This window comes from Pseudomonas moorei (assembly GCF_042846945.1).
In the GTDB taxonomy this organism is placed as follows: Bacteria; Pseudomonadota; Gammaproteobacteria; order Pseudomonadales; family Pseudomonadaceae; genus Aquipseudomonas; species Aquipseudomonas moorei.
In genome coordinates this window covers 3723617-3737396 of sequence record NZ_AP035776.1, presented here as the reverse complement: position 1 = coordinate 3737396, position 13780 = coordinate 3723617, and the positions used below count along the sequence as shown (strand labels likewise).

Annotated in this window: 13 protein-coding genes and 1 pseudogene; 6 read left to right on the top strand and 8 right to left on the bottom strand. The window is 60.2% G+C overall.

The window, feature by feature from the left end; genetic code table 11:
• Window positions 1–72 precede the first annotated feature (72 nt).
• Together ACGJAX_RS17675 and ACGJAX_RS17670 are read right to left on the bottom strand one after the other, a co-directional pair.
• Window positions 73–987, bottom strand: coding sequence for an AEC family transporter (locus ACGJAX_RS17675; RefSeq protein WP_390955531.1), 915 nt, complete (start codon window positions 985–987; stop codon window positions 73–75).
• A 137-nt stretch (window positions 988–1124) separates the two neighbouring features.
• The gene (locus ACGJAX_RS17670) at window positions 1125–2231 is read right to left on the bottom strand and encodes a mandelate racemase/muconate lactonizing enzyme family protein (protein ID WP_247255012.1); all 1107 of its coding nucleotides are present in this window, start codon (window positions 2229–2231) and stop codon (window positions 1125–1127) included.
• A gap of 263 nt (window positions 2232–2494) precedes the next feature.
• Between ACGJAX_RS17670 and ACGJAX_RS17665 the strand changes: the two genes are divergently transcribed.
• Window positions 2495–3229, top strand: coding sequence for an FCD domain-containing protein (locus ACGJAX_RS17665; RefSeq protein WP_390955530.1), 735 nt, complete (start codon window positions 2495–2497; stop codon window positions 3227–3229).
• Between the two features lie 154 nt (window positions 3230–3383).
• Here ACGJAX_RS17665 and ACGJAX_RS17660 read toward each other — a convergent pair whose 3' ends face one another.
• Both ACGJAX_RS17660 and ACGJAX_RS17655 read right to left on the bottom strand, forming a co-directional pair.
• On the bottom strand, window positions 3384–4142 hold the full coding sequence (locus ACGJAX_RS17660; RefSeq protein WP_390955529.1) for a creatininase family protein: 759 nt from the start codon (window positions 4140–4142) through the stop codon (window positions 3384–3386).
• Between the two features lie 67 nt (window positions 4143–4209).
• Window positions 4210–5523, bottom strand: coding sequence for an MFS transporter (locus ACGJAX_RS17655; protein ID WP_390955528.1), 1314 nt, complete (start codon window positions 5521–5523; stop codon window positions 4210–4212).
• Window positions 5524–5657: 134 nt separating this feature from the next.
• Between ACGJAX_RS17655 and ACGJAX_RS17650 the strand changes: the two genes are divergently transcribed.
• The 4 genes from ACGJAX_RS17650 to pcaG all read left to right on the top strand — a co-directional run bounded on the left by ACGJAX_RS17650 (window position 5658) and on the right by pcaG (window position 9158).
• Window positions 5658–6581, top strand: coding sequence for a LysR family transcriptional regulator (locus ACGJAX_RS17650; RefSeq protein ID WP_390955527.1), 924 nt, complete (start codon window positions 5658–5660; stop codon window positions 6579–6581).
• A 185-nt stretch (window positions 6582–6766) separates the two neighbouring features.
• Window positions 6767–7696, top strand: coding sequence for a pca operon transcription factor PcaQ (gene pcaQ, locus ACGJAX_RS17645; RefSeq protein ID WP_390955526.1), 930 nt, complete (start codon window positions 6767–6769; stop codon window positions 7694–7696).
• Window positions 7697–7823: 127 nt separating this feature from the next.
• Complete coding sequence (gene pcaH / locus ACGJAX_RS17640) at window positions 7824–8543, top strand: protocatechuate 3,4-dioxygenase subunit beta (protein WP_247255023.1); 720 nt, start codon at window positions 7824–7826, stop codon at window positions 8541–8543.
• 12 nt (window positions 8544–8555) lie between these two features.
• Complete coding sequence (pcaG, locus tag ACGJAX_RS17635) at window positions 8556–9158, top strand: protocatechuate 3,4-dioxygenase subunit alpha (protein WP_390955525.1); 603 nt, start codon at window positions 8556–8558, stop codon at window positions 9156–9158.
• A 73-nt stretch (window positions 9159–9231) separates the two neighbouring features.
• Here the strand turns inward: pcaG and ACGJAX_RS17630 are convergent.
• Window positions 9232–9996 (bottom strand): annotated as a pseudogene (locus tag ACGJAX_RS17630) (MFS transporter); the annotation flags it as partial.
• A gap of 13 nt (window positions 9997–10009) precedes the next feature.
• Complete coding sequence (locus tag ACGJAX_RS17625; protein WP_390955524.1) at window positions 10010–10756, bottom strand: tetratricopeptide repeat protein; 747 nt, start codon at window positions 10754–10756, stop codon at window positions 10010–10012.
• 908 nt (window positions 10757–11664) lie between these two features.
• On the opposite strand from ACGJAX_RS17625, the gene ACGJAX_RS17620 reads away from it, so the two are divergent.
• The gene (locus ACGJAX_RS17620; protein WP_247255025.1) at window positions 11665–11955 is read left to right on the top strand and encodes a hypothetical protein; all 291 of its coding nucleotides are present in this window, start codon (window positions 11665–11667) and stop codon (window positions 11953–11955) included.
• A gap of 15 nt (window positions 11956–11970) precedes the next feature.
• Here ACGJAX_RS17620 and ACGJAX_RS17615 read toward each other — a convergent pair whose 3' ends face one another.
• Entirely contained in the window at window positions 11971–12681 is a 711-nt protein-coding gene (locus ACGJAX_RS17615; protein WP_090319966.1) for a GntR family transcriptional regulator, read from the bottom strand.
• 71 nt (window positions 12682–12752) lie between these two features.
• Window positions 12753–13775, bottom strand: a complete 1023-nt coding sequence (locus ACGJAX_RS17610) for a proline racemase family protein (protein ID WP_390955523.1) — start codon at window positions 13773–13775, stop codon at window positions 12753–12755.
• Window positions 13776–13780 lie beyond the last annotated feature (5 nt).

The window sequence follows — 13780 nt, the reverse complement described above, 5'->3', positions numbered from 1 at the left end:
GGCAAGGTCACGGGCATGGCGCGCAGGCGTGGCAACTCGTCACGAGCGCCACGCCATCCGCCGAGTCCTCCATCAGGCTGCCGCCAGCCCTCCATCAATCAGGTAGATCGCCGCCGAGAACGTCACGATCGACAACACGGTGCTGACCAGAATGGAGGTCGCGGCCTCACTCTGATAGGCGCCGGTCTGGTTGGCGAACATCGCCGGGATGGTCGCCGACGGAAGCGCGCAAAGCAGGATCATCTGTTGTGCGTAAAGCCCGTGCGTGCCCAGTACGACAGTGGCGGCGAACATCAATACCGGGTGAATGAACAGCTTGAGCCCGAGGTTGCCCCAGACTTCACCCGACATCTTCAGTTTCTCGGATGACATGATCAATCCCAGGCACAGCAGGGATACGCCAGGCGTCGCCTTGCCCAGAAGCGTGAGGGACTCCGCGGCAATCGGCGGCATCTTGACCTGCAGCAGCGAAATCAGAATGCCCAGGGCCGGTGCCCACATCAGCGGACGGCGCACCGCTCCCGACAGGCTCGACACGAACGCCTGGGTTCCACTGCCCTTTCCATCGGCGATGGTGAGCAACATGGTCGTCAGCGGGATCATCACCAGGCTCGCGACCAGGTTCAGCACGAGCACCGAATAAATGCTGCCGGCGCCGTACATCGTGGCGAGGATGGGAATACCCATGAAGGCCGCGTCCGGATAACCATTCACGAAGCCCTTGAGCGTCGCGACCTTGAGATTGCGCGTGGTGAACCAGCCGATCGCCAGCGCAATCGTGTACATGCCCATGATGCCGATAAACGTGGCCGCGACGAACTTGAAGTCGAGGAGCTGTTCACGTGGCGTGCTCGCCATCCCGACAAACAGCAGCGCCGGGAATATCCAGCCGAGTACCAGGCGGCTGATCAGCAGGCTGTCCGAATGGGTAAGCCGTCCGCGCTTGCCGGCGATATAGCCCAGCGCGATCACAAAGGCGACGGGCAAGATGGGTCCTACGATTCTGTCTAACATGTCCGCAATCCTCGTATTTATTTTTATCAAGAATGTCGCCATCGCCGATCGCGGCCGACGGTTGTTGCGTCGGCGGCAATCACCCGGCAAAGGCCGGGCGGCTTGGGCGGTCAGGGTTTGAAGCGGTAGTCGCGGATGACGTCCTGGTCCGGCTCGAGACCGAGTCCCGGCCCTTGCGGTACGTCGATGCGCCCATTACGCGGAATGATCGCGTCGCCATAGAGCTGCGCTTCGAGATCGAAGTAACGCCATTCGACCAGGGACTTCGCACCCCCCAGGGCGGCACTGCCATGCACGGCAGCCAGCAGGCCGGGGCCGTCATAAAAGGCGTGAACCATCACGGTGACGTTGTGGGCGTTGGCCAGTGCATAGACTTTTTGCAGCTCGGTGATGCCACCCATTTTTGCCGGACTGGGTTGAATGAAATCGACCGCACCGGCTTCAAGCAGGTGCTGGAAGTCCATCAAGGTCGAGGCGTTTTCGCCGGCTGCAACGGGAATGCCGCCCTGCTTGCGCACCGTCGCCAGCCCCGAATAGTTTTCCGGTGGCCATACCGGCTCTTCGATCCAGCGCAGGTTCAACGGGCGAAGCTTCTCGGTCATATCCAGCGCTTCGCGCACCGTCCAAGGGGCATTGACGTCGAGGGTGATTTCCACGCCGGGGCCCGCGGCTTCACACGCGGCGCGGATGACCTCGACATCAACCTCATGCAGCTTGAGGTGGCGGAAACCGCTGTTGACCGCGCGTTGCACGTTGACGCGGATGAGTTCGGGGTCGGCGTAGCGGATCAGGCTTGCATAGGCCGCCAGCGAAGTGGCTTCACTGCCGCCAAGCAGTTGGTAGATCGGTCTGCCGGCCGCTTTGCCAGCGATATCCCACAGCGCGATATCAATCGCCGACAGGCCGAAGATGAACGCGCCGCTGCGACCGAAGACGTGAAATTTCTTCTGCAGATCGCCCTGCAATTTCTCGCGCCGCGTGACGTCGCTGCCGATCAATTCGGGGGCGAGGATCGTGTCGATCACCACTTTCACCGCCGGTATCGCGGTGAAGCCGAAGGTTTCGCCCCAGCCGACAATACCGTCATCTGTGGTGATCTTGACCACGAGGGAGTCGACCATCTGCAGGTCTTTCGGCCCCCATACCCCGCCGGCCGACCGCCCTCCTGTGGTGAAGGGAATCCGCAACGGAATGGTTTCAATACTGGCAATTTTCATAAGACGGCGCCTCAAGCAGGTTGCAACGGTGGCGCGGCGACTTTCGGATTTCGCCCGTGCCAGGTTGAGGACAACGTACAAGACATCCTGTTGTTCCTCAACTGAACAACTACTGACCCATGGCAGACCTTGATCTAAATCATCATTAAACTATTGTTTTTATTGACTTATTTTATTGATGTCGACAATGAAATTCAGTTATGACTGTCAGGAACAAGTCTTCTGATGTAGATTAAGTAGACAAGTGAGAGGGATGAATCCGCATGAGTGAAATGAATGTGCAACCCGTGGCCCGGCGACCTCATCTGGCCGAGCACATCGCCCGCTCGTTGAGCGATGAGATAACCTCCGGACGACTGCGGCCGGGTGACCGCCTGCCGACCGAACAGTTTCTCTCGCAAAATTTCGGCGTCAGCCGGAACGTCGTTCGCGAAGGCATCGCGACGCTTCGGGCCCAGGGACTGATCCAGTCCCGCCAGGGAGTGGGCGTGTTCGTCGCTGCCGCGCCCCCCTCGCCGGAACCGTCCCCAGCGCGCGCGAGTGCGCCCTTGCTGGACGGCGACAATACGATCCGCAACATGTTCGAAGTGCGGGCCGTACTGGAAAGCCAGGCCGCTGCGCTGGCGGCGACGCACATGACGCCGCACAAACTCAAAGCCATACAGGCAGCGGTCCTGAGAATGCAATACGAAGGCGAACCGACGCTGGAAACCGTCAACGCTGACCTCGACTTTCATCGCGCCGTGGCCGCCGCGTCGGGCAACGATTATCTCGAGACAATGATCCGCACGGTGCTCGAGCCGATGCGCGCACTGATCAGCATGACCTTCGCGCGGCGAGGCCCGGTGTTCAGCAATATTCCGCATGCGGCACGCGGGGAACATGAAGACCTGGTGCAGGCTTTCAGCGAAAGGAATGCGGCGGCGGCGCGGCAGATCATGGGGCAGCATATCGTCGCAGCCGCCTCGCGATTCGGCTACGAGATCAAGTTTTTCTGACCTCGTTCGCCGGGCGCTTGTTGTATTGTTGTCCTACATATAAATGAAGGTCGTGCCCTGCGACCTTGCAGGCGCCTCATCGTCGCGCCAGTTTTTCCCAAAGCTTTCAATCGGCCAGCCATTGACCCCAATGAGCTGGCCTCGATGACGTGTCTCAGCCGTTGCCGTGGGGTGTCGATTCCCGACTGAAGGCGTCCAGTTCCTGCACCAGGCCCTTGGCCGCCATCATCACCAATGCATGACCTTTCTCCGGCGTTGCCTGAGCCGGGTCCGACCCCATGCGACCATCCGGATGGCGCGCACGGAAGTCTTGTGCTTCGCGGATGGGGCCCCACGCGGCGATCTGGGGCGAATACCCGGCCGACTTGATCGAGTCCGGGTACGCCCATTGGGTCACGGCAATTTCGGACGGAGTGGCATGCACACCATGGCCCGCTGGGAACTGCTCTCGCGCCAGCTCGCCAATGCCTTCGAGGTCCCACCAGTTGCACAGCTTCAGCGCAAACCCCGCCGGACGTCGGGCGAAGCTCGCCTCGGCGTAGAGCTCCGAGAACGCTGCTTCAATCGAGGCGACATTACCGCCGTGACCATTGAGGAACAGGATTTTCTCGAACCCGTGCGCAGCCAGCGACCGCACCCAGTCGCCAATGGCGGCGATGAAGGTTGAGGGACGTAGCGAAATGGTTCCCGGAAAACCCAGGTGGTGTTGGGCCATGCCAATGTTGAAAGTCGGAGCAATCAGGATGTCTGCTGATTTCTGGGCTTCGTGGGCAATGATTTCCGGGCACATCCAGTCGGTACCCAAAAGGCCCGTAGGACCGTGTTGTTCATTCGAACCGATCGGGACAACGATGGTCCGACTGCGTTGCAGGAATTCGCCGATTTCGGCCCAGGTCGACAGGTGTAAAAGCATCTAAGTTATCTCCATTGCAAGGTTCCTTGCGGAACACGACGATTCAGTTGAAGTTGCCGGTATCTGATCACACAGAGCTGTATTGAGGTGCAGCGTGTTCACCCGATAGCGATCGGCTGCGAGTGATGACCATTGCCGCGCAAAGTGATGCACAGCCAACGGCGACGATGCCCAGGTTCATGTTACCGGTGGCCGTTTTCGCCCACCCAATGACCGCAGGCCCCCAGAAGCCACCGCAAAGACCGATGGTATTGATGAAGGCGATACCGCCCGCCGCGGCTTCGCCCTTGATGTGTTCGGAGGGCATGGCCCAGAACACGGTGTAAGCCATGAAAATCGTGGTGGTGGCCCCGGTCAGCAGCCCCAGCGATACCCACCAGTGCCCTTCTGCAAACGGAAACGCCAGCAGCAGAACCGCCCCGATGCCCGCGGGCACTGCACAGTGGTAGCGCCTTTCACCGACGCGGTCGGATCGGCGCCCTATCAGGTACATGCCGATTGCGGCCCCGACATACGGAATAGAGGAATACCAACCCAATTGCAGCGTGTCATCAACACCCTGAGCCCTGAGGATGGCCGGCAACCAGAAGCTCATGGCGTAGATCGAGAAAATGATGCAGAAGTAAGCCGAGGCCAGGACGTAGGTTTTCGGGTCGCGCAAAACGGCCCTGAACGAATGGGTTTGTCCCGCTGATGTACCCACCTCTGCCTCCAGCAGTTGCTTTTCTTCAGCACTCAGCCAATGGGCGTCCGAGGGCCGATTGGACAGGACAAAGAAGGTCAGGATACCGAGGAACACGCAGGGAAGACCTTCAATCAGAAACATCCACTGCCACCCGGCCAAACCGCCGATGCCGGAAAGCGTGGTCATCAGCCAGGCGGAAAGCGGACCACCGACTATGCCGCCAATGGGCCCGGCGATGAACACGATGGCAATGGCGCGGGCCATGCGTGTCGGACCGTACCAGCAAGACAGGTAATAGATCATCCCCGGCGCGAAACCGGCTTCGAATACACCCAGCAGAAAACGCATCAGGTAGAACGTCGGCACGTCGCGGACAAAGAGCATGCAGGCGGAGGTTATGCCCCACAACACCAGAATGCGACTGAACGTCTTGCGCGCCCCCACCCGGGGAAGCATCAGGTTGCTGGGCAGTTCAAACAACACGTACCCCAGAAAAAAGATACCGGCCCCTGCGCCATAAGCCGCGTCGGAAAGCCCGAGATCACTTTGCATCTGCAGTTTGGCAAAACCGACGTTGATGCGGTCCAGATAGGCGAAGACATAGCAAATGAACAGCAGCGGCAGCAGCCGCCCATTGAGCTTGCGGTAAAGGGCAGACAGGGCGTCACTTCGTGCCGTCGGTACAAAGGCTGACATAGAGGTCTCCGATTTATTCTTGTTGGCCGGTGGGGGTGCCAAAGGATGGTGCCCCGACGACAAAAACCCAGCAAGAGCAACTAAGTTCGCGTACCGTTGCTCTATAGGCAACGCAGCTTTCAGGGATGCCCGACATGCGCGAGATCAATCAACAACGGCTTCGGTATTTTCATGAGGTGCTCGTCCACGGCTCGATTCGAGGCGCCGCAGACAGCATCAACACCTCCCCCTCGGTGATCACCCGGCAGATCAAGTTGCTGGAAGAGGAGTTAGGGGCGAGGCTTTTCGAACGTCAGGCGCGCGGTGTCCAGCCGACCGAGGCCGCCGCGCACTTGCTGGAGTTCTGGCGCGGGTACCGATCGCACCAGGAAAAGCTCGAAGACCAGTTACAAGCGATCAAGGGCCTGCAGCAAGGTCATGTGCGTGTGGTGATCAGTGAGGGCTATGTCGATGCCCTGGTCGACAACGTGCTCGCGCCGTTCTGCAAGCAGTACCCGAAACTGGATGTCACCCTGGACATCCTTCCCGTCGATGACGTGATGAACGAAGTGGCAGAAAACCGTGCGCATATCGGCCTTGCCTATAATCCGCCGCTGCACGCGCAGATCGACTTTCGTGCAACCTCATCGCAGCCCGTCATGCTACTGGTGCGCCCGGATCATCCACTGGCCTTGAACGGTCGTGCGGCCACCGTCGAAGACCTGCTCGCCTGCCAACTGGTCTTGACGCCCACCACCTTCGGCATCGGCCATGCGATAAAAATGCTCGAGTATGCGGAGAAAATCGAGATCCGCCCGGCGCTGGTCAGCAACTCCCTGGCAGCCCTCAAGCGCCTGATCGCTGCCGGGGATTTCGCTTCATTGCTGGGAGAGTTCGCGGCCTATCGGGAAATCGCCCAGGGCAGCCTGGCGGCCGTCCCCATCGACCACCCGATCTTTCTCGGCGTCGAGGCGAAACTGCTGGTCAAGTCCGGCCGTCCCCTGGCCGCCCCCGCCCAAGAGCTGCTCAACTGGATGCTGCAGCGCTTGCCGATGTTTGAGCCGGGTGAGGAGGCGTGACGCGGCCGGTCATGACACACGCTTGATTGACGTACCCTTGGTTTAAGCGATTCATTTTGAAATAAGCTTGTCTGATCGCGGCTCGAGCCGCGCTCCTGGTCGGCCACGTCGACCGATAACCGCCCCATAATCAGCAGCAGGCACCCGCAAGAGTGCTTGCCACACCACCAAGGCAGAACACCTGATTGAATATCGATACCCGAATCAAATTCCGTCATCTGGTGTGCTTTCTCGAAGTGGCGCGCCAGGGCAGCCTGGCACGTGCCGCCGACAAGTTGGCGATCAGCCAGCCGGCGCTTTCCAAGACCCTCAAGGAACTGGAAACCCTGCTGGAGGCCACCCTGTTTGAACGGGGCAAAAAGGGTTCGACGCTGACCGAGGCCGGTGCCGCCTTCCTGCGCTACGCCGGGCCGAGCGTGCAATCGCTGCGCGAAGGGGTCAACAGTCTGCGCTCCGGTGTGCATGAACCGGTTACCGTGCAACTTGGTGTGCTGTCCACCGTCGAAAGTCTGCTGGTTCCTGAAGTGGTTCGCCGCCTGCACGATCGACATCCCGCTTTGGTGGTCAGTGTCATGACCGGGCCCAGCGCTTATCTGTTGTCGCAACTGCGGGTCGGCGAACTGGACCTGGTGGTCGGTCGGATGACCGATAGCCCGTTGATCTCCGGCCTGACGTTCGAGCACCTCTACAGCGAGTCGATGACCCTGGTGGTGCGCGCTGGCCACCCGGCCCTCAGCGATCCGCAGGGGCATAAAAACCTCGAGAACTATCCGCTGGTCTTGCCGTCGGCGGGGACGACGATCCGCAAATTCGCCGACAGCCTGTTTGTGCAGCACGGGATCACGCCATCACGCCAACGCCTGGAAACCCTGTCGATCGCCCTGAGTCGGCGCTACGTGCAATGCAGTCAGGCCATCTGGGTGGCGCCCTATGACGCTGTCAGGCAGGACTTGAGGCAAGGTGAGTTGGTGGAGCTGGACCTGGGGATGCGCGAACCCGGCGGTTCGGTGGGGGTGTGCAGCAATCCTGCATTGCCGGTGACGCCAGCGGCGCAGTGGTGCGTGGAAGCCCTGCGCGAGATCGGGCAAGAGTATCGCGAAGGACAATATCCATAACCATCTGGATATGGATAGGGTCGTTTTTTTCAATTTTGCATCCGGTCGCACAGGAGGAAACTGGGGTCACGTGTCGCTGCCAACGCAGTGCCCGCCTCCGTTCAACCATAACAACAGGAAAAACGACATGTCTGATGCGCACGACAGCCGCTTCGTCATTCGTGACCGTAACTGGCATCCAAAAGCCCTGACCCCTGACTACAAGACGTCGATCCTGCGCTCCCCGCGCCAGGCATTGGTGAGCATTCCCCAATCCCTGTCCGAAACCAGCGGCCCGGACTTTTCCCACCTGAAGATGGGTCAGCACGATAACGATCTGCTGTTGAACTTCAATCACGGTGGCCTGCCGATCGGCGAACGCATCATTGTCGCCGGTCGCGTGTGTGATCAACACGGCAAGCCGATTCCCCATACCCTGGTGGAGATGTGGCAGGCCAACGCCGGTGGCCGATACCGGCACAAGAAAGACAGCTACCTGGCCCCGCTCGACCCGAATTTCGGCGGTGTCGGCCGCGCACTGACCGACCGCGATGGCAACTACAGCTTCCGTACGGTCAAACCCGGTCCTTACCCTTGGCGCAACGGCCCCAACGATTGGCGCCCGGCCCATATCCATGTCTCCATCAGTGGCCCGTCCATTGCGACACGCTTGATTACCCAGCTGTATTTCGAAGGTGATCCGCTGATCCCCATGTGCCCGATCGTCAAGTCGATCTCGAACCAGGACGCGGTGCAAAGCCTGATCGCCAGACTGGATATGAGCATGGCCAATCCGATGGATTGCCTGGCTTATCGTTTTGACATCGTCCTGCGCGGCCAGCGCAAGACCCACTTCGAAAACTGCTGAGGAGGCCTGCGCATGCCCGTTCAACTTCTGCCTGAAACCCCGTCGCAAACAGCCGGCCCCTATGTGCATATCGGCCTGGCACTGGAAGCTGCCGGCAATCCGCCGCGCGAACAGGAAATCTGGAACCAGATGGCCAAGCCTGGCGCGCCTGGTGAGCACATTGTGTTGCTGGGCCACGTGTATGACGGCAACGGCCACTTGATTCGCGACGCGTTTCTGGAGTTCTGGCAAGCCAATCACGATGGCGTCTACGACAGTGGCTACGACCTGGACAAACCGTTCAACTGTTTTGGCCGCACCGCGACCACCGATGTCGGCGAATGGACGATCAACACGGTGAAGCCGGGCGTGGTGAAAAACGCCGCGGGCGTTGCCATGGCCGCGCATGTCAACGTGTCGTTGTTTGCCCGGGGCATCAACATCCACTTGCAGACCCGACTGTATTTCGACGATGAACCCCAGGCGAATGCCGTGGACCCCGTGTTGAATCTGATCGAACAACCCCATCGGCGCGAATCCCTGATCGCCAGGCGCTGCACGGTTGACGGGAAGTTGGCCTACCGGTTCGACATTCACGTTCAAGGTGAAGCGGAAACCGTGTTCTTCGACTTCTGACGTCGCAGGCACCGTATCGAGACAGCCTCCCCTTTGCCGGGAGGCTATCTGCGCCTGGAGAGGCCCTCCCCCGCTAGGCTCGCTGCAACACGGACTCGCCGGCCTTCGGTGGCAATCGCAGGTTGTCCAGCAACGCAATCGCCGCAATCACGGCCACGCACAGAAACGTCAGCTGAAAGTCCACCGTCTGCGCCTGTTCGGCATGGCCATGAATGCTCATGGACAGCCGTAGCAGCAACGCCCCCGTTGCCACCCCCATCGCCATGCTCAGTTGGAAAAACATGCTGAACAAGGACGATGCATCGCTCATCTGCGCCTTGGGCACATCGGCAAAACCCAAGGTGTTGAACGCGGTGAACTGCATGGATCGTGACAGGCCACCGACGAACAGAATGAACAGCACCAGCGCCCAACTCATGCGCTCATTCAGCAACGCACAGGCCGCTATCGCCAGTACGCCGAGTAAGCCGTTGATCAGCAGTACGGGGCGAAATCCCCATCGTTCCATCACCCGCGTGGTGAACGGTTTCATGGCCAGGTTGCCGGCGAAGACAGCCAATACCAGCAGCCCCGAATCCAGCGCGGAAAGACCGAAGGCCAGTTGAAACATCAGCGGCAGCAGAAACGGCAAGGTGCTGATGGCGATCCGAAAAATCGACCCGCCACACAGGCAGACGCTGAAGGTACGGATGGCCAAAACGTCCAGCGCCAGTAACGGTTGCTCCCTGCGCCGCATGTGTCGCCAGGCCAACACCGCGAGCATCAACCCGGCACCACAGAGTGCCAGTGTCTGTACCCCATGGTCCCGACTCTGCCCCAGCATCTCGACGCCAAACAGGGCACTCAGAAATTCAACCGTGCACCAGGTAAGCCCCTGCGGGAACCCGATACCGCAGCTTCTTGCATTTACCGGGTCGGGGCTGATGTCCCGGCGGACGATCGGGAAACCAAATTCGGCATTTGCCTGGGGGCGGCATATGGCCTCGGGGAATCTCAACGTCGGTGTCAGCACGCTCTGGCTCGACATTAGCCATTTGCAATGTTCCAGCCGTCGGTGCATCCGAAAACCGAACCGCCTCTGCACCAGCGACGTTGGCAGCATCGCGCCCCGTGTCAGGAGTGGATTGCTCAATCATCGCCATTTCGGCTTCGCGGCGCCTTTGGACCTCCCCTTCAAGCCCCTTCTGTATGGCGACCTGGTTCTCTTTGGCATTGGGTGGGGGACTTGAAGACTGGGCCTGCTGCGCCGCCTGGATCAATTGGAAGTTGCGGTTGCGCAACTCAATGTTGCGACCAACCCGCATGTTCGAGCGCGCCGCCAGGGTTTCAGCCTGCTGGTACTGCCCCTGCTGAAGGCGTAACACACCGAGGTAATGCAGCGTCGCGGGATTGTTCGGCTGGATATGCAGGGCACGCTCCAGCGTCGCGGCGGCCTGGTCCAGCTGGCCATTTCCATACTGCCGCGAGGCTGTTTCGATCAGGGTGGTTGAGGCGCTGTTGCTTTGCGCGGGCACTCTTCGCTCGGCAGCCACAGAACAAAACGACGCGACGGCGCAGAACACCAGAATGAAGCCCGGCAGAAAACTCTTGGTTGGCATCAGGGGGCGGACTCGACTGAACTCGGACGGCACTGCCGTAAAAAGACCAAAGCGCTGCCGGGCATTTCCGGTACAGGGCCGCTATTGACCAGGCCAATGCCCTGAAGTTCCTGCTGCAACAGCCGTCGCAACCAGTCCCCTTTTTTAACCCCCCACAGTTGAAACTGTTGGCTATTTAGCAACGGGTCTCTAGAACTTTTCCCTGTTTATCGGTCTATGTGGATAGGCACATCCGCTCGGCAAGCACGCCCCCTCGCAGGCTTCCCGCAGCCAGATGGCCCCCTGCCCTATTGCCCATCAGAGGTTGTCTTCGCTCATGAAATTCCATGTCCCACGGAGGGTGCTCTTCGGCCTGTTCGCGTTCGCGGCAGTGAGCTCGGCATCCGCCACACAGATCAAGACCTCTACCCCTGTTTTCGCACCTGAAGTCGCCGCCGTTCAGGCACCTGTCCAGGTCGCAGGCAACCCTTGGCCGACCTTGGCCAGTATGGCCGGCAACCCGCCGGGGCCATTGCTTGCCCATGACGACGACCGATACTGGCATGACGGCCGTTGGTACGATCATAGAGAAGATTGGCGCCGAGACGAATGGCGCAGAGAAAATTGGCGCAGAGAGCAAGCCCGTCGGGAAGCTGAACGCCGTCGTGAGTGGGAGCGACAGGAGGACCGGGCCATGCGGCACCGTTACGAGGAGGATCACCGCTACTATCGTCGCTAGGGCGACGGCACCGAACAATCTGCGTGCAATCTGACCGTCTGCAATGGCTCAAACTGGCCGATGGTCGTCGTATTTCGCTCGTCACCGGCGTTTGGCTAAGCTCAATACATCAGGACGAACTCAATCTTGAGTGACAGCGGCTACGAGCGGATCTGGATTGGCGTCAACGCAGTAGCCCCGGGAGACCACTATGTATGCGGTGATAAGAACCTACCTGGGTACGGGAGCAAAGCAGCTTTTCGAGCTTTTGGAAGCGCGCAGTGCCGACGTCGAAGCGGCCCTGCGGACAGTGCCGGGCCTCGTCAGCTACACATTGCTCAATACCGGTGATGGCGGTACCGCGGTGACCGTTTGCACGGACAAGGCCAGCACCGATGCAAGCCTGAAAGTCGCGCGTGACTGGATTCAGAAAAACGCCTCGAATATCCGGGCGAACCCGCCGATCGTGACAGAAGGGCCGGTCATTGTGCAGATCAAATAGCCCTTCCCGTTGATCTCAACCCACCGACATCTTCTCGGTCAGGTTCTGTTGCAGGTACGCCAGGAAGCGTCGTCGGAACAGCATCGTATGTTCGTGCGCGGCCTTCTCTGCTTCGTCAGGATCACGCGCCTCTATGGCGTCGACGATTTCGTCGTGGTCGCGGCCGAGAGAGGTTGAGCTGGTGGCCGTGCTGACGATGTAGTCGAAGTGCAGGTGCAGCAGGCGCTGACCTTCGCCCAACAGCTTCTCGTAGTAACTGATGAAGTACGGATTCTTTCCGGCCTCGGCAATCGCCATGTGCAATGCCTTGTTGGTTTCGGACATTGCCTGGAAATCCCCGGCACTGACGGCGTCCAGATAGGCCGCGTCGGCGGCACGGATACGCACCAGGTCTTCATCGGTACGGTGCTGCGCCGCGAGGCGGGTCACCGCGCGCTGGATCAGGTCCAGGGCGGAAATATAGTTGGGGAATTCTTCGATTTCGAAGGGGGTCACCAACAGCGTGCGGTTCGGCAGGATGGTGACCAGGCCTTCGCTGATCAGACGGGCAAGCGCATCACGCACTGGCGAGCGGGACAGACCGAACTGGGCGGCCAGGGACACTTCGTCCAGCGGCACGCCCGGCTTGAGCTTCAGCGTCAGGATCTGCTTGCGCAATTCTTCGTAGATGTAGCGACCGCCATGGCGTTTGGCACCACTGGTCGCTTCAGTCGTTTCTTTGCTCATAGGGTCATGCTCTCGACAATGCAGGCCAGTCATCCGGCCAGCCCGCCACTTTAACATTTGCCAGGGGAGAGTTAGAAACCCTCACCCCAGGTATCACTCAGCATAAAACCGGCCGCCAACGGGTCGTCCGGATCGACGCCGATCTGGTGCAGCCCATAGATCCACGCCCGCCCGGTGACTCTGGGCAACACCGCCGGTTTTCCGCCCACGTTCGTCAGCCCCAGCAGCTCGACCTGAAATTCGCCGCCAATGGTCGAACGCGAGGTGAGTGTATCCCCCACTTCGACCAGGTTGCGGGCGCTCAGGGTCGCCAGGTTCGCCGAACTGCCCGTGCCGCAGGGCGAGCGGTCGACCCGCCCCGGCGGCAGCGTGGTACAGGTCTGGTAGGTATGCGAGTCCACGCGATGGCGGAACATCACATAAGCCACGTCGTCGAGTGCCTTGAACAACGGGTGGCGCACCTTGACCTGCTGATTGATCAGGCCTTTGAGACGCACGCCTTGAGTAGCCAGTTCACGGGCGTTCTCGGGGGCAATCGTGAGGCCGATCTGGTCAACGTCCACCAGCGCGTAATAGACACCACCGAAGGCAATGTCGGCCTTGATCACACCAAAATCCGCGGTCTCGATCGGCACATCCAGTTGCTCGACAAAGGAAGGCACCATGTCCAGCGAAACGCTCTGACAGCGCCCGTCCGCGCAGTGGGCACGGGCGGTCACCAGGCCCGCCGGGGTGTCCAGCACCACCGTGGTCACGGGCTCGACCATCTCCAGCATCCCCAATTCCAGCAAGGCGGTGACCACACAAATACAGTTGCTGCCGGACATGGGGTGAGCCTTGTCCGCCTGCAGCACGATGAACCCGGCCTGGGCTTCGGGCCGGGTCGGCGGCAACAGCAGGTTCACCGACATCTGCAGGCAACCGCGCGGCTCCAGCATCACCAGGCGCCGCAGGCTGTCGTCGACGTCGTTGATGTAGTTCATCTTGTCGAGCAGGGTCTTGCCGGGGATATCGATGACTCCGCCGGTGATGACCTTGCCGATCTCGCCTTCACAATGCACATCAGCCATTTGCAGCGTCTTTTTCCAGCGCATGTCCG